Origin of the sequence: Qipengyuania algicola (genome assembly GCF_042492175.1) — a bacterium.
GTDB lineage: Bacteria > Pseudomonadota > Alphaproteobacteria > Sphingomonadales > Sphingomonadaceae > CAJXSN01.
On sequence record NZ_CP170453.1, the window covers coordinates 209419 to 236030 of the forward strand.

Annotated in this window: 24 protein-coding genes; 16 read left to right on the forward strand and 8 right to left on the reverse strand. The window is 63.0% G+C overall.

Annotated elements, in window-relative coordinates; genetic code table 11:
- Nucleotides 1–16: 16 nt before the first annotated feature.
- The 6 genes from ACFCW2_RS01090 (at nucleotide 17) to ACFCW2_RS01115 (ending at nucleotide 4341) form a co-directional block, all read left to right on the forward strand.
- Nucleotides 17–289 carry a BolA family protein gene (locus tag ACFCW2_RS01090; RefSeq protein ID WP_379547526.1) on the forward strand — a complete coding sequence of 91 codons (273 nt, stop codon included), beginning with the start codon at nucleotides 17–19 and terminating at the stop codon, nucleotides 287–289.
- Between the two features lie 130 nt (nucleotides 290–419).
- The gene (locus ACFCW2_RS01095; RefSeq protein ID WP_379547527.1) at nucleotides 420–1259 is read left to right on the forward strand and encodes a helix-turn-helix domain-containing protein; all 840 of its coding nucleotides are present in this window, start codon (nucleotides 420–422) and stop codon (nucleotides 1257–1259) included.
- 5 nt (nucleotides 1260–1264) lie between these two features.
- Entirely contained in the window at nucleotides 1265–1729 is a 465-nt protein-coding gene (locus tag ACFCW2_RS01100) for an NUDIX hydrolase (RefSeq protein WP_379547529.1), read from the forward strand.
- Entirely contained in the window at nucleotides 1726–2607 is an 882-nt protein-coding gene (locus ACFCW2_RS01105; protein ID WP_379547530.1) for a pirin family protein, read from the forward strand. Before ACFCW2_RS01100 ends, ACFCW2_RS01105 begins: the two co-directional genes overlap by 4 nt.
- A 19-nt stretch (nucleotides 2608–2626) precedes the next feature.
- The gene (locus tag ACFCW2_RS01110) at nucleotides 2627–3454 is read left to right on the forward strand and encodes an SDR family oxidoreductase (protein WP_379547532.1); all 828 of its coding nucleotides are present in this window, start codon (nucleotides 2627–2629) and stop codon (nucleotides 3452–3454) included.
- A complete protein-coding gene (locus ACFCW2_RS01115; protein ID WP_379547533.1) occupies nucleotides 3454–4341 on the forward strand; it encodes an alpha/beta fold hydrolase in 888 nt (295 codons plus the stop codon). Before ACFCW2_RS01110 ends, ACFCW2_RS01115 begins: the two co-directional genes overlap by 1 nt.
- 19 nt (nucleotides 4342–4360) lie before the next feature.
- Here the strand turns inward: ACFCW2_RS01115 and ACFCW2_RS01120 are convergent, their stop codons facing one another.
- Nucleotides 4361–5446, reverse strand: coding sequence for a DUF2332 domain-containing protein (locus ACFCW2_RS01120; protein WP_379547535.1), 1086 nt, complete (start codon nucleotides 5444–5446; stop codon nucleotides 4361–4363).
- 41 nt (nucleotides 5447–5487) lie between these two features.
- Between ACFCW2_RS01120 and hisG the strand changes: the two genes are divergently transcribed.
- From hisG to thiL, 4 genes are all read left to right on the forward strand, one after another.
- Complete coding sequence (gene hisG / locus ACFCW2_RS01125) at nucleotides 5488–6150, forward strand: ATP phosphoribosyltransferase (protein ID WP_379547537.1); 663 nt, start codon at nucleotides 5488–5490, stop codon at nucleotides 6148–6150.
- Nucleotides 6150–7439 carry a histidinol dehydrogenase gene (gene hisD / locus ACFCW2_RS01130; RefSeq protein ID WP_379548903.1) on the forward strand — a complete coding sequence of 430 codons (1290 nt, stop codon included), beginning with the start codon at nucleotides 6150–6152 and terminating at the stop codon, nucleotides 7437–7439. Before hisG ends, hisD begins: the two co-directional genes overlap by 1 nt.
- Complete coding sequence (nusB, locus tag ACFCW2_RS01135) at nucleotides 7436–7888, forward strand: transcription antitermination factor NusB (protein WP_379547538.1); 453 nt, start codon at nucleotides 7436–7438, stop codon at nucleotides 7886–7888. The genes hisD and nusB overlap by 4 nt, the downstream gene beginning before the upstream one ends.
- Nucleotides 7889–8018: 130 nt before the next feature.
- On the forward strand, nucleotides 8019–8888 hold the full coding sequence (gene thiL / locus ACFCW2_RS01140) for a thiamine-phosphate kinase (RefSeq protein ID WP_379547540.1): 870 nt from the start codon (nucleotides 8019–8021) through the stop codon (nucleotides 8886–8888).
- A 12-nt stretch (nucleotides 8889–8900) separates the two neighbouring features.
- On the opposite strand, the gene ACFCW2_RS01145 is transcribed toward thiL, so the two are convergent.
- Nucleotides 8901–9926: a fatty acid desaturase gene (locus tag ACFCW2_RS01145; RefSeq protein WP_379547541.1), complete on the reverse strand. Its 1026-nt coding sequence runs from the start codon at nucleotides 9924–9926 to the stop codon at nucleotides 8901–8903.
- Nucleotides 9923–10117, reverse strand: a complete 195-nt coding sequence (locus ACFCW2_RS01150; RefSeq protein ID WP_379547542.1) for a hypothetical protein — start codon at nucleotides 10115–10117, stop codon at nucleotides 9923–9925. The genes ACFCW2_RS01145 and ACFCW2_RS01150 overlap by 4 nt, the downstream gene beginning before the upstream one ends.
- A 299-nt stretch (nucleotides 10118–10416) precedes the next feature.
- On the opposite strand from ACFCW2_RS01150, the gene ACFCW2_RS01155 reads away from it, so the two are divergent.
- The 4 genes from ACFCW2_RS01155 to ACFCW2_RS01170 all read left to right on the forward strand — a co-directional run bounded on the left by ACFCW2_RS01155 (nucleotide 10417) and on the right by ACFCW2_RS01170 (nucleotide 15731).
- Entirely contained in the window at nucleotides 10417–12525 is a 2109-nt protein-coding gene (locus ACFCW2_RS01155; protein ID WP_379547543.1) for a sodium-translocating pyrophosphatase, read from the forward strand.
- Between the two features lie 166 nt (nucleotides 12526–12691).
- Nucleotides 12692–13825, forward strand: coding sequence for a GNAT family N-acetyltransferase (locus tag ACFCW2_RS01160; RefSeq protein ID WP_379547544.1), 1134 nt, complete (start codon nucleotides 12692–12694; stop codon nucleotides 13823–13825).
- Nucleotides 13826–13836: 11 nt separating this feature from the next.
- Nucleotides 13837–14739, forward strand: coding sequence for a transcriptional regulator (locus ACFCW2_RS01165; protein WP_379547546.1), 903 nt, complete (start codon nucleotides 13837–13839; stop codon nucleotides 14737–14739).
- A gap of 59 nt (nucleotides 14740–14798) precedes the next feature.
- A complete protein-coding gene (locus ACFCW2_RS01170) occupies nucleotides 14799–15731 on the forward strand; it encodes an acyl-CoA thioesterase (protein WP_379547547.1) in 933 nt (310 codons plus the stop codon).
- 9 nt (nucleotides 15732–15740) lie between these two features.
- On the opposite strand, the gene ACFCW2_RS01175 is transcribed toward ACFCW2_RS01170, so the two are convergent.
- Nucleotides 15741–16841, reverse strand: a complete 1101-nt coding sequence (locus ACFCW2_RS01175; protein WP_379547549.1) for a copper resistance protein B — start codon at nucleotides 16839–16841, stop codon at nucleotides 15741–15743.
- Nucleotides 16838–18553 (reverse strand): copper resistance system multicopper oxidase, encoded by a 1716-nt coding sequence (locus tag ACFCW2_RS01180; protein ID WP_379547551.1) that lies wholly within the window; start codon nucleotides 18551–18553, stop codon nucleotides 16838–16840. Before ACFCW2_RS01180 ends, ACFCW2_RS01175 begins: the two co-directional genes overlap by 4 nt.
- A gap of 78 nt (nucleotides 18554–18631) precedes the next feature.
- Here ACFCW2_RS01180 and ACFCW2_RS01185 point away from each other — a divergent pair, with 78 nt between their 5' ends.
- Entirely contained in the window at nucleotides 18632–18904 is a 273-nt protein-coding gene (locus ACFCW2_RS01185) for a metal-sensitive transcriptional regulator (protein WP_379547553.1), read from the forward strand.
- Nucleotides 18905–19133: 229 nt separating this feature from the next.
- On the opposite strand, the gene ACFCW2_RS01190 is transcribed toward ACFCW2_RS01185, so the two are convergent.
- Entirely contained in the window at nucleotides 19134–21122 is a 1989-nt protein-coding gene (locus tag ACFCW2_RS01190) for a hypothetical protein (RefSeq protein WP_379547554.1), read from the reverse strand.
- Between the two features lie 332 nt (nucleotides 21123–21454).
- On the opposite strand from ACFCW2_RS01190, the gene ACFCW2_RS01195 reads away from it, so the two are divergent.
- A complete protein-coding gene (locus tag ACFCW2_RS01195) occupies nucleotides 21455–23530 on the forward strand; it encodes a DEAD/DEAH box helicase (RefSeq protein ID WP_379547556.1) in 2076 nt (691 codons plus the stop codon).
- Between the two features lie 57 nt (nucleotides 23531–23587).
- Here ACFCW2_RS01195 and ACFCW2_RS01200 read toward each other — a convergent pair whose 3' ends face one another.
- Both ACFCW2_RS01200 and uvrC read right to left on the reverse strand, forming a co-directional pair.
- A complete protein-coding gene (locus ACFCW2_RS01200; protein WP_379547557.1) occupies nucleotides 23588–24292 on the reverse strand; it encodes an outer membrane protein in 705 nt (234 codons plus the stop codon).
- A gap of 94 nt (nucleotides 24293–24386) precedes the next feature.
- A complete protein-coding gene (uvrC, locus tag ACFCW2_RS01205) occupies nucleotides 24387–26387 on the reverse strand; it encodes an excinuclease ABC subunit UvrC (RefSeq protein ID WP_379547558.1) in 2001 nt (666 codons plus the stop codon).
- Nucleotides 26388–26612: the final 225 nt, after the last annotated feature.

Below are 26612 nucleotides of genomic sequence, written 5' to 3' on the forward strand. Positions count from 1 at the left end.
CGAAGGAGAATTGTCGATGGCTGGCCCGGTACAGAAAGAAATGGAACGTCTGCTGCAGGACGCCTTTTCGCCCACGCGGCTGGAAGTCATCAATGACAGCGCCAGCCATGCGGGCCATTCGGGCGACGACGGCAGCGGGGAATCGCATTTTACCGTGGTGATCGAAGCCGCCGCCTTTGCCGACATGAACCGCATCGAGCGCCAGCGCGCGGTCAATCAGGCGCTGGGCGACATTCCCGGCCAGCGCGTGCACGCCCTAGCGATTAAGGCGAGTGAACCGGCAGCATAGGCCCTTTCGCGGCGGCGGCCCCTTGGCCCCCTATGCGGGCGATTTGATTATCGAGGTGTTTGCTTCATAAAGGGTTTTGCATGGTTTTGAGTCGCACAGCCCCAATTCGAACGGTTTCCGGGTAACGCCCATGCTGCTGTCGCGCACCTTCCGCCCTGGCGAAGATCTGGCACCGTACATCCGGCGCTACTACATCTTCGAGGCGGAGCTGCCCGACGAGATGGTGATCGAGGATTTCCTCCTCTCTGAAACCGCTTTCATCCGCATCCTGCTGGACGGAGACTGGAAGGGCGAGGTGGAGCCCGGTGTGTGGGATCGCCCGTCCGACACACTGCTTTTTGGCGCAAACGAGCGGCCCTTTCCGGTTCGGGTGAAAGGCAGCTTCAAAGTGCTGGGCATCGCTATCCGCCCTTGCGGCTGGAAGGCATTGTTCCCCTGGCCGCATCACAAGTTTCGCGACAATTTGTTCCCGCTCAGCGAGTTATGGGGCGATCTTGCCACAACCATGGAAGCCGAGCTTAAGGCGGCAGACGGCGACGACGCGATCATCGCCTGCATGGAGGACACTATCCGCACACGCCTCGCCCAGGTGGGCACGCGCGAAACCGACGATGCGATGGCCCAGTTGGAAGCTATTGCGCGGACCGATTCGAAGATGCTGGTGGAGGAGGTCGCCGCCCGTGCCAATCTCTCTACCCGTCAGCTGGAACGCCGCTGCCGCGACACATTCGGCCTGACCCCCAAGGCCGTTCTGCGCCGTAGCCGGTTCCTCGACATGGCTACCGCGATGCGCGGATTCAGCTCGCCTAGCGAGACCGATCTGGCCGCGCTGCGCTATTTCGACCAGTCGCATTTAAACAAGGAATTCAAACGCTTCACCCGCATGACTCCTAAGCAGTTTGAAAAGGCGGTGACGCCGCTGCAGACCGCCGGGCTGAAACTGCGCGAGGAAAGCCTCTACGAGGATTAGATCCGGTGGCTGACAGCGCTCCCCTCCGATTGCGCCGCGCGGCGCGGCTGTTCGTCCTCGATACGCAGGGGCGTATGCTGATGTTTCGCTACGATGTGTCCGACCGCCCGCCCTTCTGGATCACACCGGGCGGCGAATGCGATCCGGGCGAAAGCTTCGAGGACGCAGCGCGCCGCGAACTGCGCGAGGAAACCGGGATCATCGCCGATCCGGGGGAGCAGGTGCTGCGGATGCAGCCGCAATTTAAGACCGTCGAGGGTGAGCCGGTCCAGGGCGACGAGCGGTTTTACATCGTCCATGTCGACGATCCGCAGATCGACACATCCGGCCATACCGAACTTGAGCAACAGGTGATGAAACAGCACCGCTGGTTCACCATGGCCGAGATGGAAGACTGGCACGAGGCGATTTACCCGGCAGACGCTGCGGCGCTCGTATCAGGCCTGCTCACCGAAGGAACCGGCGCATGATCGAACAGACCATAACCCCGGTCACCCATGATCTGGGCGCGTTCGAAGTTCGCCGCGCCCTGCCTGCACGGACACGCAGCATGGTCGGCCCGTTTATCTTCGTCGATCAGTTCGGTCCCGGCTCGATGGATATCGGCAAGGGGATGGATGTGCGCCCCCACCCGCATATCAATCTGGCGACCGTCACCTGGCTGTTTCAGGGTGCCATCGACCACCGCGATTCGCTCGGGTCTTTCAGCACCATCCGGCCCGGACAGGTCAATCTGATGACGGCGGGGCGCGGCATCGTGCATTCCGAACGCAGCCCGGCCGCGGAACGCGCGAAGGGCCCGCAGCTTTACGGCATGCAGACATGGCTCGCGCTGCCCGACGGGCGCGAGGAGATCGACCCCGCCTTTGAGGAGAAACGCGACCTGCCAGTGATCGAGGACAGCTCCAGCAAGGCCATCGTTATCATGGGCGAACTGTGGGGAAGCCGCGCGCCGACCACGACCTATGCCGATACGATCTACGCCGAGATCGTGCTTGGTCCACAAGGGGCGATTCCCATCGAAGCGGAAGCGGATGAGCGCGCGCTGATGCTGGTCGGCGGAGAGGCCGAGGTCGATGACACTCCGCTCGGTCTTTATACGCTCACCGTGCTGAAACCGGGCGCGGCGATGACTGTGCGTTCCGGCAAAGGCGCGCGCGTCATGCTGCTGGGCGGAGAGGCCTTCACGACCAAGCGCACCGCGTGGTGGAACTTCGTCTCCTCCAGCAAGGAACGGATCGAGCAGGCAAAGGAAGATTGGCGCGCGGGCCGCTTCCCGACAGTTCCCGGTGACGAGGAAGAACACATCCCCTTGCCCGAAAGGCCGAAGACGGTCACCTATCCCTGAACATCGTCAGGGAGAGAGCATGACATACGAGAACGAATGCTGGTGGATCACCGGCGCATCGAGCGGGATTGGCGCAGGCCTGGCCCGCGAACTGGGCGCGCGCGGAGCGCGGGTCATCCTGTCGGGCCGTGACGAGGAGCGGCTGGCCGGGGTCGCGGGCGATATCACCACCGAAACGCTCCTCCTGCCCTTCGACGTGCGCGACGATGCAGCGATGCTGGCGGCGACAGAAAAGGCGGTGAAATGGTCCGCCAAGAATTCAGGCGGCATTGACGGCTTCGTGGCCAATGCCGGTGTCTCCCAGCGCAGCCGCGCAACCAAGACCGATATGCAGGTCTACCGTGACATCATCGATATCGACCTGACCGCGCAGATCGCCGCGACGCAGGCGCTGCTCCCGCATATGGCCCCGCGTAAATCGGGGCGGCTCCTGTTTATCAGCAGCATTGCGGGCAAGGTCGGTGTCCCGATGCGCACCGCCTATTGCGCCGCGAAATTCGGTCTGGCGGGATATGCCGATGCGCTGCGGGGCGAGCTGTCGCAGGACGGGGTCGGGGTGCATGTGATCTATCCCGGATCGGTCGCCACCGATGTCAGCCGCAACGCGTTGAAAGGCGACGGGGCCCGCCGCGAGAAAAGCGATTCCGTGATCGATAACGGTATTCCGGCGGACGAGGCGGCCAGGACGATGCTCGATGCCGTGGCGGCGGGCCAGCGCGAGATCGTGGTCGCGCGCGGCATGGAAGAAGCCATGGGCGAAATGCGGCGCACCCCCGATCAGCTGTTCGATCAGGTCGCCGCAATGGTCGCCGATGGCTATATGGAAAAAATGGAGGCCGGCGAGTGATGGAACAATCGCGTGTGCGTTTGGCGAATGGCATCGAGCTCGATTTCGTCGACGTAGGACCGAGAGACGCCGAAGTGCTGATCTTCCTCCACGGCTTTCCCGAAAGCCACCGAACGTGGCGGCACCAGATCCGCCACTTTTCAGGCCGCTATCGCTGCATCGCGCCCGACCAGCGCGGTTATCGCGGTTCGTCAAAGCCGCAGGACGTGGCTTCCTACACACCGGACAAGATGATCGGCGACGTGTTCCTGCTGGCCGATGCGCTGGGGGTGGAGCGCTTCACCATTGTCGGCCACGATTGGGGCGGCGCGATTGCGTGGGGCGTTGCGCTGAACGGCCAAGGCAGCCACGTGGACCGCGCGATCATTGCCAACGCCCCGCATCCGCTGATCTTCCAGCGCCTGCTCTACACCCATCCAGGCCAGCGCGAGGCGAGCCAGTATATTCGCGGCTTCCGCGATGCGGCCAATGATGCGCTGATCCGCGAGAAGGGAATTACCGGCATTTTGCAGCAGGAAGTCAGCTGGGACCGGCCCGATGCGATGGAACCCGAAGAACGCGCCGCTCTGCTGGAGGATTTCAAGAACCGCGAGGCGGCGGTGGGCATGATCAACTACTATCGCGGCAGCCCGATCGACGTACCGCCGATGGATGCTCCTTTCGAAATTCCAACCGACTGGACGCCGCCCGCCCTGCCCGACCTGACCATTCCGACGCTGGTGATCTGGGCACTGGACGACGGCGCGCTGCCGCCTGAAAATCTGGAGGGGCTCGACGACGTGATCGACGATCTCACCGTGGTGAAAGTCCCCGATTGCGGCCACTTCGTCCCGTGGGAAGCGCCTGAAGCGGTCAATGCGGCGATGGAGGAGTTTCTGGGGCGGTAGATGTGGCTGGTGAGTGAATTCACGCAAGCCACTCCACCCATGCGCCATGCGGGTGGGCGCAGGCCAGCAAATGCGGCTCGCCCTGCGCATCTCTGCCATTCCAAGACCTTACGACCAGTTCATGCCGGAACGTCTCGCGGTTCGTCTCTAGCGACAGCCACGCCAGCGGCGTCTCCGCGCTTGCCTCTTTAGCTGCGGCTTCCATCGCTGCTTCGATCGCCTGCTGCTGATCGGCGGGGACATATTGCCACACGATCGAGTGAAACAATACGCGGGTAACATTCGGCTGCTGCGGCCTTTGCAAAGCATCCGCAACGAAACTGCCGGCATCCTGCGCCGTGACATCCGGTGCACCCTCGCTCGCCAGCTGGACCGCCGCATCGATCCGCCCCATGCGCTCGGTTGCTTCCGGCCAGACATAGCTCTTCAATCGCAGCGCCGCTTCCGGATCGGTCAGATCGACCGGCGCGATATCGCAGCCACGGATCGATACGATTTCAGGTGAGGTCGCTGGCGGCGGATCGCCGCGCCATTCCGGCACGATCCGCATCGGGCTTTCCGGTGACCCCGCCTCCACTCCGCCCAGATCGAAGAAATACCGCTCCATCATCGTATTGATGCCTGCGCTCGATCCGATTTCCAGCATTTCGAATTTGGACCCGACACGCTCGGCCAGCCACAGCAATCCCGCCATCAGGCTGGCAGAGCGCCCCGCTTCGTTGGTCTGCGGCGGACCGTCGAGCCATGGCAGCAGGCGGGTGTCGTATGTTTCCACCAGCTCGCGCACCAGCGCATCGGCCACCGCCTGATCGCGCACGCGGCCGCCATAGACGTCGCCCAGCCGCGTGTCCTCTCCGGTCAGCACCAGATTGTGCAGTCCGCCATTAATGCGCAGCGGCATCGCGTCCTTGATGATCGGGCCGGTCCAGCTAAATATCCGCCGCGCCGTGGCCGCATCGCTATCCTCCAGCGCCATCAGCGCACGCACCACCATCGCGGTACCGGTCGCGCCGGCCTGCTCGGCATGATGCGCCTGCCACTCCACGCCCTCGGCAATCGAGGAAATGTCCATAATCGCGCCGGATTGCTCGCCTTTGTCGCCCATACAGATTGCCCTTTCCTGCCTGCACCCCTATCTCGCCCGCCATGCCGCAAATGCCGATCACCTTCGCCGTGCCCAAGGGCCGTATTCTGGACGAGGCGCTGCCGGTCATGGCGCGTGCCGGTGTCGTGCCGGAAGCCGCGTTTCACGACAAGAGCAACCGCAGCCTGACCTTCGCCTGCGAGGCCGAGGACATGGCGCTGATCCGCGTGCGCGCCTTCGATGTGGCGACCTTCGTGGCGCATGGCGCGGCGCAGATGGGCATTGTCGGCTCGGACGTGATCGAGGAATTTGACTATTCAGACCTCTATGCCCCCGTCGATCTGGATATCGGCCATTGCCATCTGGCGGTGGCAGAGCCTGCCGATGCCAGTGCCGGGGCATCGCGCGGGGCCAGCCATTTGCGGGTGGCGACGAAATATCCCAATCTGACCAGGCGTTTCTTCGAGGCACAGGGCATTCAGGCCGAATGCGTCAAGCTGAACGGAGCCATGGAAATCGCGCCCTCGCTGGGTCTGGCTGGCCGGATTGTCGATCTGGTGTCCACCGGGCGCACGCTGAAGGATAACGGGCTGGTGGAGCGCGAGCGTATTCTCGACATTTCCGCCCGCCTGATCGTCAACCGCGCGGCGCTGAAGACCGATGCCCGTGTGGCCGCACTGGTCGAGGCTTTCCGGAGCGATGCCGAGAAAAGGCGGGCCGCGTGATGCGCTCTCTCTCGGCCAATGATCCCGATTTCGAAGCCCGCTTCACCCGGCTGGTAGAGGCCCGGCGCGACACCGCGCAGGATGTGTCGCGCGACGTCGCCGACATTTTGGCGCGGGTGAAGGCACAGGGCGACACAGCGCTGGTCGAATACACCCAGCGCTTCGATGACCATGCTCTATCGAGCGATGCCGATTGGCAGATCGGCGCGGAGGAATGCGCTGCGGCCTACGCGGCGCTCGATCCCGATCTGCGTGACGCGCTGCAATTCGCAGCCGACCGGATCACCGCCTATCATCAGGCGCAGATCCCGGAAAACCGGGACTATACCGATGATGCGGGCGTGCGGCTGGGCGCGACATGGACGCCGGTGGATGCAGCGGGCCTGTATGTGCCCGGCGGACGCGCGGCCTATCCTTCCTCGCTGCTGATGAACGCCATTCCCGCCCGCGTTGCCGGGGTGGAGCGGCTGGCAGTGGTCACCCCCACACCCAAGGGACAGGTCAATCCGCTGGTGCTCGCCGCCGCGCATATTGCCGGCGTGGACGAAATCTGGCGGGTCGGCGGAGCGCAGGCCGTAGGCGCGCTGGCCTATGGGACACAGCGGATCGCGCCGGTCGATGTCATCACCGGCCCAGGCAATGCGTGGGTCGCAGAGGCGAAGCGCCAGCTTTACGGCACGGTCGGCATCGATATGGTCGCCGGGCCGAGCGAAATTCTGGTGATCGCGGATGGCAAGAACAAGCCCGAGTGGATCGCCGCCGATCTGCTCAGCCAGGCCGAGCACGACCCGACCAGCCAGTCGATCCTGATTACCGACGACGCCGCCTTTGCCGCCATGGTGGAAGATCAGGTCGATGTGCAATGCGCCGCGCTTGCCACCCACAAAGTCGCCCGCGCCAGCTGGGATGCCAATGGCGCGCTGATCGTGGTCGACCGCCTCGAAGATGCCCTCCCCCTCGCCAACCGGCTGGCGGCGGAGCATGTCGAACTGGCGGTGGACGATCCTGATAGCCTGATGAAGGGCCTGCGCCATGCGGGCAGTGTCTTCCTGGGGCGCAATGTGCCAGAGGCCATCGGTGATTACGTTGCTGGCCCAAACCATGTTCTGCCAACGGGACGCCGCGCGCGCTTTGCCAGCGGATTGTCGGTGCTCGATTTCATGAAGCGGACCAGCTTCATCGCGATGGACGATGCCGGCCTTGCCGCGCTCGGCCCCGCAGCCGCCCGCCTTGCCCATGCGGAAGGGCTGCCCGCCCATGCCGCCTCGATAGAAATGCGCCTCAAATGAGCACTCCGAAACGATCCGTTGCGCGCTCCGCCGCCCGCCTTGCTGCCGTGCAGGCGCTGTACCAGAAGGATATGGAGGCCACCCCGCTCGCTAAATTGCTCGACGAATTTCACCAGCACCGGCTGGGGCAGGAAGTCGAGGACGAGCAATATGCCGATGCGGAAACCGACTTTTTCGATGACATCGTGAAAGGCGTCGATGCGCGCAGCGACGAGATCGACGCGGCGGTCGAGCTGCGGCTGGCCGGTGGCTGGTCGCTTCGGCGGCTGGACAAGGCGATGCTGCAAATCCTGCGCGCAGGCACCTATGAGCTGATAGCCCGCGCGGATGTGCCCAAGGCCAGCGTGATCAGCGAATATGTCGATGTGGCGAAAGCGTTCTTCGATGACCGCGAGGCGAAGTTTGTGAACGGGCTGCTGGATGCTGTGGCCAAGGATGTGCGGGACTGAGACAAATTCTGCCCCTCCCAAATCCGCTCACCCTGAGCCTGTCGAAGGGTCGTCCTTTTCTTTTGAGGCAACGCTGGAAGAAAGTGCGGTCCTTCGACAGGCTCAGGACGAGCGGTTTCAGGGTTTGACCATGAACGAACTCGACTTCATCCAATCTTTCCGGGCACTGGCCCCGCACCCCGCCGCACGCGGATTGGTGGATGATGCGGCTGTCTTGGAAGTCGGTGACGAAACGCTGGTCCTGACCCATGATGCGATGGTCGAGGGGCGGCATTGGCTACCCTCACAAGACATGGCGGATGTCGCGTGGAAACTGGTGGCGACCAACCTTTCCGACCTCGCAGCCAAGGGCGCGGAGCCGCTCGGCGTGCTGCTGGGACACACACTGGGGGATGGAGACGAGCGGTTTGTCGCGGGCCTGCGCGCGGCGCTGACTGCGTTCAACTGTCCTTTGCTTGGGGGCGATACCGTGTCCGCTGGCGATGGTGCGCGCACGCTGGGCCTGACCGCCATTGGCCGGGCAACGCACACTCCCGTACCCTCGCGCAGCACGGCGCAGCCGGGCGACACACTGTTCCTGACCGGCCCGGTCGGCGCGGCAATGATGGGGTTCGAAGCGTTGCGGGACGACACCGGCGAAGCCAGCACCGCCTTCCGCTGCCCCGCCCCGCTGCTGGCCGAGGGGCAGGCGCTCGCCCCGCTCGTCAGCGCCATGATGGATGTGTCGGACGGTTTGCTGCTCGACAGCTGGCGGATGGCGACGGCCAGCGGGCTCACGCTGGTGATCGCGTCGGACGATGTGCCGATTGATGCGCCGGAGGATCGCCGCGCCGATGCCTTGCGCTGGGGCGATGATTACCAGCTGCTATTTACCGCGCCGCTCTCCGCGAAATTACCCGTGCCGGCGGTTCCCGTGGGAACGGTGGAAGAAGGCGAAGTCCCGCTAATCCTGGACGGATTGCCGATCACGGGCCGCGAGGGCCTCGGCTACACGCATTAGAGCCGCGCGGCCCTACAGCGCGGAGCAATCGACGCCGCGCTTCTCCAGAATCGGCTTCAGCTCGTAATAGGCGGCCTTGGTCCGGTGGTTCGGAATTCCGGGATAAAGGTGATGCACCGCGTGCGTTTCCATGCACATCGACAGGAAATGGCCGATCTTGCTCTTGAAGACCTTTGTCTGTTCGTACCGGCCGGTGCGCCCTTCGCGCGGGTGGTGTGGCACCCAGCTGAGATAGAACCGCACATAACTCAGCGCGATATGGCGCGGCAGCCACCAGACCAGCGCGGCCTCGATCGCATAGCCCGACCATGCCATCGTAAACAGCACCGCCATATACAGCAGCTGGACCATGATGGTGTCTTTCAGCGCCTTGGCAGCCTCGGGCGTGCCCATTTCGGCGACCACCCGCTTGTAGGTGTTGATCGTCCCATCGACGCCCGGCTGGCGGTTATACCACGTCTTGTACCACGCGGACCAGAAGCCGGGTGCTTCATCCGGATAGTCGGGGTCCTTGACCGGATCGTTGCAGTGATAGTGGTGCTGCAAATGCATCAGGCGGGCGAGCGAGAACGGGAAGACGATGGGGATGGTCGCAACCTTGCCGACCCATTCGTTCACCCAGCGATGCTTGCTGCCGGGCCGCGCGATATTGTCATGCATCGCCTCATGCGCGGGGATGTAGCCTGCGGTCGCGATGAAGGTCGCCAGCGGAAACGCAATCCACATCGGCACCAGATCGAGCATGGTCAGCGGGAACAGCGCGAGCCACACGGCATAACCGCCCCACGTCGCCGCGACATAGCCCCACATCGGGCCGCCGTGATATTTGGCTGCAATCTTGCGCTCTTCCTTCAGCAGCTCGACCCGCGTGTGCTTGTCCAGCTCTGCCGGAGCGCGCAGCGGAATGGCCGGTGCATCGCCAGACGGCTTCGTATCCGGCGCGAGCGCAACCGCGCCATCATCATCCGCGGGACCAACATCGAAATCCACGCCTTCGGCTTCGCCGACGCGCGGATGGATGGTGTAATGGTCGGTCATATCCAGCGCCCCCTGATCGTCGCGTAGAGCCCCCAGGCCGCCCCGATCACCAGACCGAAGACGATCCGTTCCATCCCGAATGGCGCTTCCCAGCCCCACAGGGCCATGACTTGCGCAATCAGCGGCGCGATAAATCCGATGCCGAAGAGAAACGGCATGATGGCGAACAGCTTTTTCAGAGCGACCTGCATGATGGTTAGCATACGCTTAACCACAAAGCCCCGCAAGTAAGGGCGAAGGGCTGTAGCGACCTGAATTCAAAGCGTCTTGAATTGGGCCGCTATTGGCCGCCCCGGTCCCGCAGCGGCCCGTCAGTAGCCCGAATGGCGTGCCTATCGATTTGAGCGGGGGAACGGGGCCAAGCGAAAGCTTGCACCTGCCCTCACAGCCACTATAGCGCGTGCGCAGAGCGGCCCTGCGAAAGCGGGGCCTTTCACTATTGATAATGGATGCCGGTCTAAAAAATTGGCCGGACGTAGGGGGAATAATCGTGAATGTAATTTTACTCTCGATCATTCTGGGATTGGTGGCCGTAATCTACGGCTTTGTAACCAGTCGCCAGGTCCTCGGCGCGGGCGCCGGGAATGAGAAAATGCAGGAAATCGCCGGGGCCATCCAAGAGGGTGCCCAGGCCTATCTGCGCCGCCAATACACCACCATCGGCATCGTCGGTGTGGTCGTGGCGATCATCGTTTTCATCTTCCTCGGTCCGATCTCGACCGCCGGCTTCGTGGTTGGCGCGGTCTTGTCGGGCGTCGCGGGCTTTATCGGGATGAACATCTCGGTCCGCTCGAACGTTCGCACCGCCGCTGCTGCACAGTCCGGTCTGCAACAGGGCCTGACCGTGGCGTTCCGCGCCGGTGCCGTCACCGGCATGCTGGTCGCCGGCCTCGCGCTACTGTCCATTGCCGGGTTCTTCTACCTGCTGACGGTTTCGATGGGGCTGGACCTCACCGTGCTGGAAGAGAAGCGCGAGATTATCGACGCGCTGGTCGGCCTCGCCTTCGGTGCTTCGCTGATTTCGATCTTCGCCCGTCTGGGCGGCGGCATCTTCACCAAGGCTGCCGATGTCGGCGCCGATCTGGTGGGTAAAGTCGAAGCAGGCATCCCCGAGGATGATCCACGCAACCCTGCCACCATCGCCGATAACGTAGGCGACAATGTGGGTGACTGCGCCGGTATGGCTGCCGACCTGTTCGAGACCTATGTCGTGACCGTCGGGGCCACTATGGTTCTGACCGCGCTGCTGTTCACTGGCCTCGCGCTGCCTGAACTGACTGCGTTGATGAGCCTGCCGCTGCTGGTTGGCGGTGTCTGCATCATCACCTCGATCATCGGCACCTACATGGTCCGTCTCGGCAAGTCCGAGAACATCATGGGCGCGCTGTACAAGGGCTTCATCACCACTGCGGTGCTGTCGATCCCGGCGATCTGGTGGGCGACAAGCTACACCATCGGCATGGACGCCAGCTACACCGTGGGCGAGCAGACCTTCACCGGCATGGACCTGTTCTGGTCGATGATGGTCGGTCTGGCTGTAACCGGTCTGATCATCTGGATCACCGAGTACTACACCGGCACGGAATACCGTCCGGTCCGCTCGATCGCCAAGTCGTCCGAAACGGGCCACGGCACCAACGTCATTCAGGGTCTGGCGATCTCGCTGGAATCGACCGCCCTGCCGACGCTGGTCATCGTGGTCGGCATCATCGTGACGTATCAGCTGGCCGGCCTGATGGGCATTGCCTTCGCTGCTACTTCGATGCTGGCTCTCGCTGGCATGGTGGTTGCTCTGGACGCCTATGGCCCGGTCACCGACAATGCCGGCGGTATCGCCGAAATGTCGGAACTGGACCAGAGCGTGCGTGACAAGACGGACGCGCTGGACGCTGTGGGCAACACGACCAAGGCTGTGACCAAGGGCTATGCCATTGGTTCCGCCGGTCTGGCCGCGCTGGTGCTGTTCAGTGCCTACACGGCCGACCTGAAGGAGTTCTTCCCCGATCTGGAAGTCAGCTTCAGCCTTGAAAACCCCTATGTCATTGTCGGCCTGCTGCTCGGCGCTCTGCTCCCGTACCTGTTCGGTGCGATGGGCATGACCGCCGTGGGCCGCGCCGCCGGTGACGTGGTTGTCGATGTGCGTGACCAGTTCGCGAAAGACCCCGGCATCATGGAAGGGACCAGCCGTCCCAACTATGCCCGCACGGTGGATCTGGTGACGAAGGCGGCGATCAAGGAAATGATCCTGCCTTCGATGCTGCCGGTGTTCGCGCCCATCGTGGTGTACTTTGCAATCACCGCAGTGGCGGGTCAGGCCAATGGCTTTGCCGCTCTGGGTGCATTGCTTCTGGGCGTGATCGTCTCGGGTGTCTTCGTGGCGCTGTCCATGACCGCGGGTGGCGGTGCATGGGACAATGCCAAGAAGTACATCGAAGACGGCAATCACGGCGGCAAAGGCTCCGAAGCCCACAAGGCTGCGGTGACCGGCGATACGGTTGGCGATCCTTACAAGGATACCGCCGGCCCGGCTGTGAACCCGATGATCAAGATCACCAACATTGTCGCTCTGCTGCTGCTCGCAGCGCTCGCGGTCGGCTGATCCGAAGCTTCCCATAACGGGACGAGAAAGGCCCCGCCCGGCGTTAACCCGGGCGGGGCCTTTTGTATCGACACGGGACGCGGGCGCACCGCTTAAACATTCCGAAGTCAAAAGCAGTTACCGGAGACGAGCGCAGAAGGTTGCGCGGCGCTTACGAAGGTTAACGGTGGCGAGTCAGGCCCGGACAATTGCACCTGCCGACCCGGTCGGCATGACGCGCGTGGTATCCACGCGGGCCGGCAGCGTGCCGGCCGTTGCCTGGGATGCGCTGGCGCAAAACGCCTCCACGCCCAATCCGTTTTTCGAACGCTGGTGCCTGCTGCCTGCGCTGGCCGCATTCGATCCGGCGTACTCGGTGCGCCTTGCCTGCTTTTACCGGGATGAACGGCTGATCGGGCTGCTGCCACTGGCGCTGAGCGGAGATTATTACGGCTATCCCGTGCCCCATCAGCGGGCCTGGCTGCATGCCAATGCCTTTTGCGGTGCGCCGCTGGTGCTTGCGGGGCAGGAACACACCTTCTGGGCGGCCCTGCTGGAGTGGGCGGATGCTGCACAGGGCAATGCGATGTTCTTGCATCTGACCGGCCTCCCCTCGGACGGGCCGCTCTATGACGCCTTGCGCGATACAACCGCACGTGACCGCCGCCCGGCAGCGGTGGTCCAACGGGAGGAGCGCGCGATGCTCATCTCCGACCTCTCGCCGGAAGACTATTTCGCCCAGTCGATGAGCACCAAGAAGCGCAAAGAGCTGCGCCGCCAGTCCCGCCGTCTGGGCGAAGAAGGCGCGCTGGAATTTGTCCGCCAGACGGATGATGCGCAATTGCCCGAATGGACGCAGCAGTTTCTCGCACTGGAAGCTTCGGGCTGGAAAGGCAACGAACGCTCTGCACTCGCCAGTGCCCCCGATACCGCCGCTTTCTTCCGCGACAGTCTGGCAGGCGCAGCGCAGGCGGGCAGGCTCGAACGCCTGTCGCTCAATCTCGATGGCGCGCCGATTGCCATGCTGGCCAATTTCCTGACCGCGCCCGGCAGCTTCAGCTTCAAGACCGCCTATGACGAACGCTATGCGCGCTTCAGCCCCGGCGTTTTGTTGCAGCGCGAGAACCTCGACATTCTGGCGCGCGAAGACATTGCCTGGTGCGACAGCTGCGCCGCGCCCGACCACCCGATGATCGAACGCATCTGGCGCGAAAAACGCGAGGTCGTGCGTGTATCTGTGGCGCTGGGTGGCATCATGCGCCGCCAAGCCGCCCGCGCCTTCCTGACCGCCGAAAACCGCGCCCTGCCCAAAGGCCTTTGAAGGACAGATTGATGGACAGCCCCTCCTTCCCCGCCGCAGACAATAACGCGCAAGACAGTGTCGCGGACCTGCCCGAGACCGTGTTCCCGCGCTCCTCGCGCGATCTGTTTGCGCTAGGCTATCCCGAAACGCCGCATACGCTGCGTCATTCGCTCGAGCGGCACGATCTGCTGACGCTCGATGCGCTGGCGGGTCTTGCCGGCGCGCTTCCCGAAGCGAGCATCGAGTATAATCGCGGGGACCTGCCCATCGGCGTGGACGGCAAACCCGGCGCGACGGGGCGCTCCATTCAGGACACCATCCGCCACATCGCCACCAGCAACAGCTGGGCCGTGCTCAAGAATATCGAACAGGTGCCTTCCTACGAGGCTCTTTTGCTGCGCCTGCTCGACGAATTGCGCCCCGCCATCGAGGAGAAAACGGGCGCGATGCTGCGCCCGCAGGGCTTCATCTTCATCTCCAGCCCGAACGCCGTGACGCCCTATCACTTCGATCCGGAGCACAACATTCTGCTCCAGCTGACCGGCTCCAAGACGATGACCCAGTTCCCGGCGGGCGACCCCACCTACGCCCCCGATGCAGTGCACGAAGGCTATCACACCGGCGGCGCGCGGGAGCTGACATGGACCGATGATCTGGCGCAAGGCGGCACCGAATTCGCGCTGTCTCCCGGGCAGGCGCTCTTCGTGCCGGTCATGGCCCCGCATTTTGTCCGTAACGGTCCCGCCAGCTCCATCTCGCTGAGCATCACATGGCGCAGCGACTGGAGCTTTGCCGAAGCCGATGCGCGGGCCTTCAACGCGCTGATGCGCGACGCCGGGATCAGCCCTGCCCCGCCGGGACGCTGGCCTGCGGGCAATCGCGGCAAGGCCCTCGCCTACCGCGCGATGCGCCGCCTGAAGCTGGTCGCCTAAACGTCTCTTCCAAATTGGCCAATTGACGCGCGCCACCCTTCCGCCGCATGGCCCGCGGGATGAGCGACGACACTCCCGATAACGGCCCCGATACCGCCCCCGACCCGCAAAAACTCACCGACGGCCTCGTCCGCCTGCTGACTGTAGAGCGCACCGGCGATGATGCGTTTGCAGGCCGCCAGCAGAAGGACGGCTTTGGCCGTGTGTTCGGCGGGCAGGTGATCGCGCAGGCGTTGCAGGCCGCACAGGCAACGGTGGAGGATGGCAAGCATGCACACTCGCTCCACGCCTATTTCCTGCGCGGCGGCGAGGAAGGCGTCGGCATCGACTACGCAACCGCGCGCGATTTCGAAGGCCGCAGTTTCGCCAATCGCCGGGCGGTCGCCAGCCAGAACGGCAAACCCATTCTCAACCTCACCGCCAGTTTCCAGCGGCCCGAGGACGGCATGGCCCATCAGGACAGCGTGATGCCCGATGTGCCCCCGCCAGAGGAGCTCAAATCCGACATGGAGATGCGGCGTCATTTCGCGGACAAGGCGAACCTGCCCGAAGCGACCCGCAAGATCATGCTGCGCCCTCGCCCCATCGAAATGCGCACCACGGACAAGCTCCACTGGATGAACAGCGAGCCCAAGGAGCCGCGCGCGCACAGCTGGTTCAAAACCTCCGGCATCTTGCCCGCAATCGAGGACAACCCGGCGATCCACCGCGCAATTATCGCCTATGCCAGCGATTACACGCTGCTGGGCACCAGCGCCCTGCCCCACGGCCTTTCGTGGATGCGCGGCGAGCTGGTCGGGGCCAGCCTCGACCACGCGCTATGGTTCCACCGCGAAGCCCGCGCCGACGAATGGCTCCTCTACGCCACCGACGCCCCGTGGAGCGGATCGGGCCGGGGCTTCAACCGCGGCCGCATCTACAACCGCGCAGGCGAGCTGGTCGCGAGCGTGGCGCAAGAAGGCATGATGCGGCGGCGTAAGGGGAAAAGCTGACGCCGGGGATCAGAACCAGCCGCGCAGACCGACCAGCACTTTGATCCCGTCGGCGTCCTTGCCATCCGCGCGGGCGATATCGGCGGTTTGCCCTAGCTTTGCCTCGTATTCCACGCCCACATAGGGCGCGAATTCGGGCACGATTTCGTAGCGCAGCCGCAACCCCGGCTCGATCTTGGTAATTCCTGCGCCGATCTCGCGCTCGGGAATGTCCTGCGCGGACAGCTCCACTTCGATGCGCGGTTGCAGGATCCATTGCTGGGTGATTTTCTGATCATATTCCGCCTCCAGCCGCGCGGTCAGATCGCCCTTGTCCGACAGGAACAGCGCGCCGTCGACGTGGAACCAATAGGGCGCGAGGCCCTGCACACCCAGCACCAGATGCGCGCGTGTTTCGGGCTCTGCATCCAGCCGTACGCCGCCTTGGAAATCGAAGAACGGGCCGATGGCGTGGCTGTAGAGCGCCTGTATCTCGGCGTCCTCCAGCGCGCCGCCCAGTTCGCCTTCGCCTTCCGTCTTGATGACGAAGCGGCTGATGTCTCCGCCATACCAGCCCTGTGCGTCCCAGACGTATCCGTCCTTGCCGCCGCGATCGGTGGCAAAGCGCGCTTCCAGCCGCTCGACCAGAACCATGCCGGTTTTCATGCCGCCATTTTCGCGGGCGAGCTGCGCGCGGGAGGGAGCCATCGCCTCTGCGCCCCAGATCGCATCGGCAGCATAGCGAGGCCCTGCAAGTGCGCGCGCAGGCACGGCGCTTTCCGGCGCAGCACCGGGTGCGGATTTATCAGTGCCCATCCCGTGCGCGGAATGATCCATCTTCCCATGCGCGGCAGACCCGGTTTTAGGCGGGCACTGTTCGGGCGGCAGATGGCCCATGGCGCAATGATCCATCTCGGGCTGCTTTGGCGCTGGCTCTGGTTCCGGCTCAACTTGCGCGCCAGACTTCGGCGGACACTGTTCCGGCGGCAGGTGCCCCATCGCGCAGTGATCCATTTCCGCCGGAGCCACATCGGTCGCTGCCCCATCATGTCCGCCATGCATGGAATGGTCCTGCGCAGCCAGCGGAGCCGCCGCCAGCGCAGCGCCGGTGAGCAAAAGAGCGCGGATCATGACGAAGCCTTTGCAGGCGCTTCGGGGAACGGGCGCACCGTCACCACCTGCATCATCCCGGCGTGCATGTGATACAGCAGGTGGCAGTGAAATGCCCAGTCGCCCGGCTCGTTCGCAGTCAGATCGAAGGTCGCCGTGCTGCCCGGCTGCACCACCATCGTATGCTTCAGCGGCTGGTGCATATGATCCGCGCCGTTGACCAGCTCGAAGAAATGCCCGTGCAGGTGGATCGGATGGGCCATCATCGTATCATTGACCAGCTTCACCCGCACCCGCTCGTCAAACCCGAAACGGATCGGATCATCGGTGACGGCGGTGAACTTCTTGCCGTCAAAGCTCCACATATACCGTTCCATATTGCCGGTCAGGTGGATGGTCATCTCACGCTCGACCGTGCGGTGCGGGTTCGCCTGCTTGGCCTTCAGATCGGTGTAGCGCAGCACGCGGTGATCGACGGAGTCGAGGCCGAGACCCGGGTAATCCATCCGGTCCATCGGTGCCTGCGAAACCATATCGACGCCCGGCCCTGCCTCCACATCATCGGGCAGCAGCGAGGTGTCGCGCATATTGTGATCCATGCCCTCCATGCCGGACATGTCGTGCCCCATGGCGGCGTGATCCATCATGCCCATATCGGTCATGGTCAGGGTGGGAATCTCACGCAGCGGCGGCGGCGTGGCGCGGTGCCCCTTGTGGCTGGTCAGGCTGGCGACGCCCATGCCGCTGCGGTCCATCGCCTCTGCCGTGATCGCGTGGCTGCCAGAGGGCGGCGTTACGATCACATCGTAAGTTTCCGCCACACCAATTTGGAATTCATCGACTTCCACTTCGTTCACGTCTTTCCCGTCGGCCTGAATCACCGTCATCGGCACACCGGGAATGCGGACGTTGAAGAAGGTCATCGCGCTGCCATTGATGACCCGCAGACGGACCCGCTCGCCCGGTTTGAACTCCAGCTGCAAATCATCCGCCGGGCCGTGGCCATTGATCAGGAAGGTGTAGGTCGAGCCCGTCACATCGGAGATATCGCGCGGGTTCATCCGCATCTGGCCCCACATCCGCCGGTCTGCGCCGGACATGTCGCCCTCGGTCGCACTGTTCATCTGGCGCTGATAATAATGCTCCCCCACCTTCAGCTTGCGCATGATTTCGTGCGGGTGGGTCGGGGTAAACTCGCTCAGCAGCACCACATAGTCGCGGTCGTAGCGCGGATCCGGATCGGCGCTTTCGATAATCAGCGGGCCGTAATGCCCCGCCTGTTCCTGCAGGCCGGAATGCGAGTGCCACCAATAGGTGCCGTTCTGGCGGATCGGGAATTCATAGGTGAAGCGCTCCCCCGGCCTGATCCCCGGGAAGCTGACGCCGGGCACGCCGTCAAACTGGAAGGGCAGCAGCAGGCCGTGCCAGTGGATCGAGCTGTCTTCGGCCAGATTGTTGGTCACATGCAGACGGACATCCTGCCCTTCCCGCAGGCGGATGAGCGGCCCCGGCACAGTGCCGTTGACGGCGAAGGCATGTCCGGACCGGCCGCCCGTGGTGAAGTGATGGTCGCCGATAGCCAGCTCGATATCCTCGCCCGACACCTCGCCAAATCCGTTCTTCGCATGGGACAGCGAGCCGCCCTTCGCCCAGGCAGGCATCGGCATAGCCGTGGCTGCTGCCAGCCCAGCAGTGCTGGTGATGAAACGACGGCGATTGAGAGGTTTGATCATAGTTTCCAACGAGCTTGAAAAGTGATTGTCAGGCGGCGTATATATACCCCCCTAGGGTATTTCAACGGACCAAAGACCATGAGCGATGCAAAGGCGGCGAAGATCAGGCGGCTCAGCCGGATTGGCGGGCAGGTGCGCGGCATTGCGCAGATGATCGAGGATGACCGCTATTGCATGGATGTCCTGCATCAGGTGCAGGCGGTGAAGGCCGCGCTCGCCAAGGTGGAGAGCCAAGTGCTGAAAGACCACGCCGCCTGCTGCGTCGCCGAGGCCATCGCCAGCGGCGATACCGAAGAACAGCGCGCAAAATTCGAAGAGCTGGTGGATTTGATGGAGCGCACGCGGAGATAAGGCTGGTTAGGCGGGCAGTCTGGTTCAGGCGGACCAGTTCGCCCCGATTTATCGCGGCCCGGGCGAATCGGGACGCATCATGAAGTTGATCCAGTCCCACCCGGCGAGATCATGGGGATGCGTGGGCGCAGTCCGCGAGCGTAGCGCAAGAGGGTATGATGTCTCGCCGGAAGCGAATATCGCCGACCTCAAATGTGCCAGCTGCCGCAGTGTTGGTGTCCCGATTCAGTCAGGCCGCGTCGGGCAACTCTTCAATGTCCGCGTTCAGGAATTCTGCATCCTCCTGGCTAAACCGGGCCTTCATCGCCAAAGCAATCGCTATGCAATAGGTTTCAAAGGAAAGCTCGTCTGCAACCATCAGTTCGCAGCCGCCGTTTTCATAGCGCAGTCCGACAATGTCCTGATCCTCCGGCAATTCGATGTCACATGAAAGACGTTCGACCAGCGAGGAGAAAATCGCGTTTGTTTTGTCCTTGCCAAGCTCTGGACTGGTAAGAAACAGGACCTTGTCGGCCATCGTCTGCTGAAAAATCATATCGATTTCCCATTTCACGCCATCGGTATCGTCTACCGTCAGGATGACGAACGAGGCCGACCTGGCGAGGTCCTTCACTACTTCTTGCCAGATATCGTCCGAGACATAACGCCGGGCTGCACCAAGGGGCGGCATGGGTTCGCCCGGTTTGCCTATCGCAAGCACAGGTCCGTATGAATGAGCCTCACTCAGAACAGCATCATCCAAACTGCTGTAAAGACTGTCGAGCCGCATCAATCGGGCTAGCCTGGATTGCTGTTGCTGCGTCATATCCATGCCGTCGAGATTGAATGGCCGCAGGTACAAAATGGGTCGCCTCGGATCCTCACTATCAATGGCCTGATATTCTTCGGTCGCCTCGGCCCGAACGCGATGCTCCTTTTGCCGAGAGCTATCCATCATACTGCTCGCCGCGACGTAAAGTATGGCCACAAAAACCGGCGTGAGAATGAGCGCGACGACCATGATCGGAAGGTTCGCGAATGCTAGCGTCGGATCGACCAACAATGTTCCGGCCACCAAATTCAGCGGAACACTAATGAGCCCTCCGAGCGACATGAAGAACACGAAAATCGGGACCGCGAGCGCCGCGCTCGCCGCATACTTCCAGCCGATCTCACGACGGCGCTGCGGGAGGACGTCGGCAAATGCTGGTGCGCCGATACCCCGTAGTAGAGAGTTTGAGAAACTGCCCTTTCTTGGCTTGTCTCCGCTGATCACCGCAAGTTTTGCAGTCTCGGTGGAAGAAAGCTGAAATGCCTGCCCCAAAAAATAACCGATGAGCACAAACGAAACCAACGCGGACACGGACGAGACCGCAAGATACAGAAAGACCCGCGGATCGCTGAGCGATTCCGAATGAAGCGAAAAAAGCCCTGCCACCCGGCTGAGGTTGCTCAAATTCAGATAAAGGCCACCAGCCAGAGCAGCGACCAACAGGAAATAAAGAGTTCGCACATTGGAATGGAGCAAAAACGCCAGCTGAAACGCCAGAGCCATTACCGGCAAAAGCAAAACCAGCCCAAGGATGAAAAGGGGGTGCGACGTCATGGCCAGCACCAAAGAGAGGATGACAACCGCCACGCAAAGTATTCCGATGGCCCAGACCAGATTGCCCGAACCGAAACGCTGAAAGAAGCGGTGCATCGAGCGACTGCCTGCAAGAACAGTCAGATCCCTGTAGGTCCCTGGAATAACTCCGAGCTGCTCTGAAACTGTGCGTGCGCGGCCATTGTCAGCGCCCACAAAACTCGTCGCACTGAGCACAGCGAGGATCGTGACAACCCCAAAGGAGACCAACGCGACTGCTGGCAATGGCACCGCAAGGTGGATCGTAAGAATAAACCCGGTGAAAATGAAAAAGACCGGCAGTCCAAACATCGCCTGAAACGCTGTGCTGACGAACCACTTTCGTGTGTCGCTGGATTTTCGCCAAATTGACGCGACTATGAATTGGAATGGCACGAGAATTGCCCAGGCAAAAGGCGCCAGCGCGGGCGCAATCATCGGCATGGCTGCCAACTCCTGCGCAGGGCTGCCATTGAGCACAGCCTCCACTGTCAGTGCCCCCGCTATCCAGCAGGCGAATAAAAGCGCTGGTGCTGCTGTTGACCCAGCCGCCAGCCAAAAGGCATCCCTCCAGGTCCTTATTGAAACTTCTTCGCTTTCATCCTGATATTCCAAAATTTCTGCCCCCAAATCTACTTTGCACTAACAAAGGATTTGAAACCGGCAACCTCGATTGCACGAATTCTGGTGGGTTGTTCCGGAAGTGGTCTATTCTGAAAAATGCCGATCGCGGCAAATTCCCTCGCCAGAAAAATACCGCAAGCCAAACGCTTCGCAGCGTGCTATGGTGCGCTGCAACATAATTTTGGCCTGACTGGTGATCCGGTCGATTGAGGGCTGATGCGCGGCTTGCGAGATAGCCGGAGCACCCCTTGCTTTTGCCCCATATGTCCTGTTTCTCCGGTGCCGGCATAACCTGCGCACCCTGCTGTTTTTTGTGAGCTTTCATGTCCTCCCAACCGTCCCCCGAACCTTCCGCACCAACGGACACCGACACGCCGTCTGCCAGCCCGTCTGCATCCGCACCCTCCCCGTTTGACGTCCTGCCCGAAAAGCTGCGTGATGCCCTGTCCCATCGCGGCTATGAGCAGCCCACGCCGGTGCAGGCCGCTGTGATTGCACCCGAAGCGATGGGCCGCGATCTGGTCGTCTCCGCGCAAACCGGTTCGGGCAAGACAGTCGCCTTCGGCATCGCGCTGGCTGACAGTCTGCTGGCAGAACTCGGCGAAATGCCGCTGGCGGAAAAGCCGCTGGCGCTGGTCATAGCCCCGACCCGCGAACTGGCCCTGCAGGTCAGCCGCGAGCTGGACTGGCTCTACGGTCAGGTCGGTGTGCGCATTGCCACGTGTGTGGGCGGGATGGATGCCTCGAAAGAACGTCGCGCGCTGCGTGGCGGGCCCGCGATCGTTGTCGGCACGCCCGGGCGCCTGCGTGACCATCTGGAGCGCGGCGCGCTCGATCTCTCCGGCCTGATCGGCGTCGTTCTGGACGAGGCGGACGAGATGCTCGACATGGGCTTCCGCGACGATCTGGAAGAGATCCTCGACGCCGCGCCCGAAACCCGCCGCACCTTGCTGTTCTCAGCCACCATGCCGCGCCAGATCGAGCGTCTGGCCGAGCGTTATCAGAACGACGCGCTGCGCCTGTCGCTGGTCGGTCAGGATCGCGGGCACGGCGATATTGCCTATCAGGCGATCACCGTCGCCCCCGCCGAAATCGAGAATGCGGTGGTCAATCTGCTGCGCTATCACGAGGCAGAGACTGCCATCCTGTTCTGCGCCACGCGCGACAATGTCCGGCGGATGCACGCGACCTTGCAGGAACGCGGCTTTGCCGTCGTTGCTTTGTCGGGCGAGCATTCGCAGCAGGAGCGCAATCAGGCTATGCAGGCTATGCGCGACCGGCGCGTGCGCGTGTGCGTGGCCACCGATGTCGCCAGCCGCGGGATCGACCTGCCCACGCTTAGCCTGGTGGTTCATGTCGAAGTGCCCCGCGATGCGGAGACATTGCAGCACCGCTCGGGCCGCACGGGCCGCGCGGGCAAGAAGGGCACCGCCGCGATCATCGTCCCCTACAACCGGCGCAGGCGCGTCGAGGGTATGCTGCGCGGCGCGAAGATCGAAGCGGAGTGGATGGACGCCCCCTCGCCCGAACAAATCCGCGTGAAAGACCGCGAACGGCTAATGGAAAAGCTGACCGCCGAGGTCGAATTCGACGAGGAAGACCGCAAGCTGGCGGAGCAATTGATGGCCCAGCGTTCGCCCGAGGACATTGCGGCGGCTCTGGTGCAGGCGCACCGTGCCTCCATGCCTCAGCCCGAAGAGCTGGTCGCCAACACGCCTGCCGCGCGCGAGGCCGCCAAGCAAGACCGCAAGCGTCCCGGTTTTGAGGACATTGTGTGGTTCAAGATCGCCGTGGGCCGCCGCCAGAACGCCGAGGCGCGCTGGATCCTCCCGCTGCTGTGCCGCCGGGGCCACATCACCCGCAACGAAGTGGGCGCGATCCGCATCGGGCATGAGGAAACGCATTTCCAGGTTCCCCGCGCCGTTGCCGGAAAGTTCGCCGAGGCCCTCAAACGAACGGCCGATGGCGACGATGATCAGGACTCGATCCTGATCGAAGAGTCCCCCGAAGGTCCGCGCGAGCAAGCCCGCGACAACCGGCGCAACTTCAAAGGGGGAGGCGGCGGCAAGCACTACGCCAAACCGCGCCATGATGGGCCCCGCAATGACAAGCCTCGCGGCAAGTTTGAACGCAAACCCGGTGCGAAAAAATTCGACGGGAAGCCGGCTGGCAAGAAGTTCGACGGAAAGCCAGGAGCCAAGAAGTTTGACGGCAAACCTGCTGGCAAGCCAGCTGGAAAACACTCCGCCAAACCCGGCGGCCACCGCAAGGGCAACTCATCGTGGAAAGCGGGCGGCCCGAAAGATCGCCCCAACGCCGGGGCCAAGGGCGGACCGGGCAGCGCAAAGAGCTACTCCGGCAAATATCAGCCGAAGGGTAAGTCGCCCTTCGATAACTAGGCAAGTCGAGCGGCGGCAGGAGCGAGGGAAGCCCCCCGCCGCCGCTCTAACGCATGATCAGAAGCTGAAACGCAGGCCGGTGGAGAGGCGGTCCAGCCCCAGACGGTTCGGATTGACGCGGCCGGTATTGCCCGCAACCTCCGGAATGCCGTCGAACTGCGTTTCGCTCAGCCGGGTATAATCGAGCACCAGGCTGACATTGTCGGTCAGATTGTAGCGCGCACCGACACCATAGGCGAAGGCAGTTTCACTGTCCGAACGCTCCGTCACCGGCGGCGCAAAAGTGTAGCTGTTGGTGACATCGTAATCGATCACGGTGACGCCGCCATGGGTGTAGATGCCGAATTTGTCGTTCACGTCGTAATTGAACAGCAGCCGTGCACCGTAACGGGAATCCAGCTCGACGTCGGTGACCAGAACGCTGTTGACGTTGCGCGTCTCGGCGGTCTCGTAGCTGTAGAAGCCCTCGATCCCGATGGACGCCGGGAGGGCAGCGAGGTCGAACTCGTAACCGGCGGCGATTTGCAGGCTGGTGCCGTCATCCGACGTCAGGCTGGTGCCGCTGGTGTCGGCCACCGGCAATGCGGGCGGGTTGGGACCGAGATCACGCTGGATTTCGTGCTCGAGACTGGTCTGGCCGATCGATCCCGTGACGTAGAATTCGTTGGCCGATGCAGAACCGGCGGCCAGCATTGCGGCGGCAGCGATGGCAGTGGCGGCGGCGGTGGAAACGAGGCGGGAAGAACGAAATGCGGGGGTCATGTGTCTCTCCTGATGTTCAGACAGACACCCTTTCGCCCCCTTCCCCCATTGCGTTACAAATGCGCGGATTTTCCTGCAGGATCGTCTAGGGGCCTCACCCGCCCGCGTGGTAAAAATCGTAGATCGTCTGCGCCACGGCCTCGCTTACGCCGGGGGCGCGTTGCAGGTCTTCCAGTGACGCGGCGCGGACTTTTCCGGCTGTGCCAAAATGGAGCAAGAGCGCGCGTTTGCGGGCTGGGCCGATGCCGGGGATCTCGTCCAGCGGGCTGGCGGTGATGGCGCGGCTGCGTTTCGCGCGGTGGGCGCCGATGGCGTAGCGGTGGACTTCATCGCGCAGGCGCTGGAGGTGGTAGAGCAGCGGCGAATTGACCGGCAGCGTCTTCTCGCGCCCGTCGGGGAAGTGGAACACTTCGCGCCCCTCGCGCCCGTGGTCCGGCCCCTTGGCAATGGCAATGGTCGGCACGCGGTCGGCGATGCCGAGTTCTTCCAGCACGCTCATCACGCTCGACATCTGGCCCTTGCCGCCGTCGATCAGGAGCAAGTCGGGCCAGATCGTTTCGTGACTGTTTTTCCTGCCTCCGCTGTCCTCGGCATCGACGTCCTCTGCCAGTTTGCGAAAGCGGCGCTCCATCACTTCGCGCATCATGCCGAAATCGTCATTGGTCTGCGCGGTCTTGATGTTGAACTTGCGATATTGCGCTTTCTCGAACCCTTCCGGCCCAGCGACCACCATCGCGCCGACAGCCTTCGCGCCCTGGATATGGCTGTTGTCATAGACCTCGATGCGCTGGGGCGGTTCGGACAGCTCAAGAAACTCGGCCAGTTCGCGGTTGAGCTTGGCCTTGGTGCCGCTTTCGGCCAAGCGCCGGTCGAGCGCTTCCACCGCGTTGCGCTGCGCCTGCTCCATCAGCCGCCGCCGGTCGCCGCGCTGGGGGATAGAGATCGCGACTTTATAGCCGGCCGACTTTCCATCATCGCCGCTGCTCAGCCTTGTCGCCTCGCCCAGCGCTTGCTCCATCAGCTCCTGCTCAGGCAGTTCGCGGTCCACCAGCACGGTGCGCGGCGGTGGCACTTCTTCGTAAAATTGCAGCAGCACATCGGCGAGCACCTGCCCGTCTTCCTGATCCGCCGTGTTGCGGGGGAAGAACGCGCGGTGGCCCCAGTTCTGCCCGCCGCGGATGAAGAACGCCTGCACCGCGATCTGCCCGTTCTTGTGCGCCAGCGCGAAAACATCGGCATCGCCCACCCCTGCCGCGTTGACCGCCTGACTGCCCTGGATGAAGGTCGCCGCGCGCAGCCGGTCGCGCAGGATCGCGGCGGTTTCGAAGTCCAGCTCCTCCGCCGCCTTGGCCATCTGCTGTTCCATCTGCGCCTGCACCGCGCTCGATTTCCCGCCGAGGAAATCCTTCGCCTCGCGCACCAGCCGGTCATACCCCTCGGCATCGATCCGCCCGACGCAAGGGGCGCTGCAGCGCTTGATTTGATAGAGCAGACAAGGCCGGTCGCGATTGGCGAAGAAACTGTCGGTGCAGCTTCTGAGCAGGAAGAGTTTCTGCAGCGCGTTGATCGTGGTGTTGACGCTGCCCGCGCTGGCAAACGGCCCGTAATAATTGCCCTTCGCTCGCCGCGCGCCGCGATGTTTCATGATGCGCGGGAAATCGTGCCCCTGCCGCAGCAGGATGAAGGGGAAGCTCTTGTCGTCGCGCAGCAACACATTGAAAGGCGGGCGGAACCGCTTGATGAACTGCGCCTCCAGCAGCAGCGCCTCGGCCTCTGAATTGGTGGTGACGATCTCCATCGCGCGGCACTGGCTGACCATGCGCTGCAGCCGGTTGGTCAGATTGCTGACCTGCGTATAGTTGGCCACCCGCGCCTTCAGGCTGCGCGCTTTGCCGACATACAGAACATCGCCCCGCGTATCGAGCATCCGGTAAACGCCGGGCGTGGGTTTGAGCGTCTTCACCGTCTCTCGGATGGCGCTGACCCCGGCCTCGAGATCGGGCTGCGCACTGGCCACAGTATAGGCGGCGCGGTCCTCGTTGAAGCGTTCTGCCCCACGCGGATCATGCGGCCGCTGCGCGCGCTCCTCTGTCATTGGCAATCTGTCATGATTTGCTGCTCACGAGGCCTCTCATAGCGGCAAACCGCATGCGCGGTAGAGGGCGCTGCATTGCAACAAAAAAATTACCACAAGGATTCAGCATATTATGCGCGATATTCTCGTTTTGGGCCGCAAGCACTTTTTCAATCTCTTGTGGATAACGTGTGGATTGTAGACACTGCGGCCATAATCACGAGTCGCAACGGGTGGGGAAGCCTT

Coding starts and splice junctions, on each gene's coding strand:
- ACFCW2_RS01170 (WP_379547547.1), top strand. CDS start 14,799: ATGAGCGACGACACTCCCGATAACGGCCCCGATACCGCCCCCGACCCG.
- ACFCW2_RS01145 (WP_379547541.1), bottom strand. CDS start 9,926: ATGACCGACCATTACACCATCCATCCGCGCGTCGGCGAAGCCGAAGGC.
- hisD (WP_379548903.1), top strand. CDS start 6,150: ATGCGCTCTCTCTCGGCCAATGATCCCGATTTCGAAGCCCGCTTCACC.
- ACFCW2_RS01090 (WP_379547526.1), top strand. CDS start 17: ATGGCTGGCCCGGTACAGAAAGAAATGGAACGTCTGCTGCAGGACGCC.
- ACFCW2_RS01175 (WP_379547549.1), bottom strand. CDS start 16,841: ATGATCCGCGCTCTTTTGCTCACCGGCGCTGCGCTGGCGGCGGCTCCG.
- ACFCW2_RS01095 (WP_379547527.1), top strand. CDS start 420: ATGCTGCTGTCGCGCACCTTCCGCCCTGGCGAAGATCTGGCACCGTAC.
- ACFCW2_RS01180 (WP_379547551.1), bottom strand. CDS start 18,553: ATGATCAAACCTCTCAATCGCCGTCGTTTCATCACCAGCACTGCTGGG.
- thiL (WP_379547540.1), top strand. CDS start 8,019: ATGAACGAACTCGACTTCATCCAATCTTTCCGGGCACTGGCCCCGCAC.
- hisG (WP_379547537.1), top strand. CDS start 5,488: ATGCCGCAAATGCCGATCACCTTCGCCGTGCCCAAGGGCCGTATTCTG.
- ACFCW2_RS01110 (WP_379547532.1), top strand. CDS start 2,627: ATGACATACGAGAACGAATGCTGGTGGATCACCGGCGCATCGAGCGGG.
- uvrC (WP_379547558.1), bottom strand. CDS start 26,387: ATGACAGAGGAGCGCGCGCAGCGGCCGCATGATCCGCGTGGGGCAGAA.
- ACFCW2_RS01165 (WP_379547546.1), top strand. CDS start 13,837: ATGGACAGCCCCTCCTTCCCCGCCGCAGACAATAACGCGCAAGACAGT.
- ACFCW2_RS01200 (WP_379547557.1), bottom strand. CDS start 24,292: ATGACCCCCGCATTTCGTTCTTCCCGCCTCGTTTCCACCGCCGCCGCC.
- nusB (WP_379547538.1), top strand. CDS start 7,436: ATGAGCACTCCGAAACGATCCGTTGCGCGCTCCGCCGCCCGCCTTGCT.
- ACFCW2_RS01185 (WP_379547553.1), top strand. CDS start 18,632: ATGAGCGATGCAAAGGCGGCGAAGATCAGGCGGCTCAGCCGGATTGGC.
- ACFCW2_RS01150 (WP_379547542.1), bottom strand. CDS start 10,117: ATGCAGGTCGCTCTGAAAAAGCTGTTCGCCATCATGCCGTTTCTCTTC.
- ACFCW2_RS01120 (WP_379547535.1), bottom strand. CDS start 5,446: ATGGGCGACAAAGGCGAGCAATCCGGCGCGATTATGGACATTTCCTCG.
- ACFCW2_RS01105 (WP_379547530.1), top strand. CDS start 1,726: ATGATCGAACAGACCATAACCCCGGTCACCCATGATCTGGGCGCGTTC.
- ACFCW2_RS01115 (WP_379547533.1), top strand. CDS start 3,454: ATGGAACAATCGCGTGTGCGTTTGGCGAATGGCATCGAGCTCGATTTC.
- ACFCW2_RS01195 (WP_379547556.1), top strand. CDS start 21,455: ATGTCCTCCCAACCGTCCCCCGAACCTTCCGCACCAACGGACACCGAC.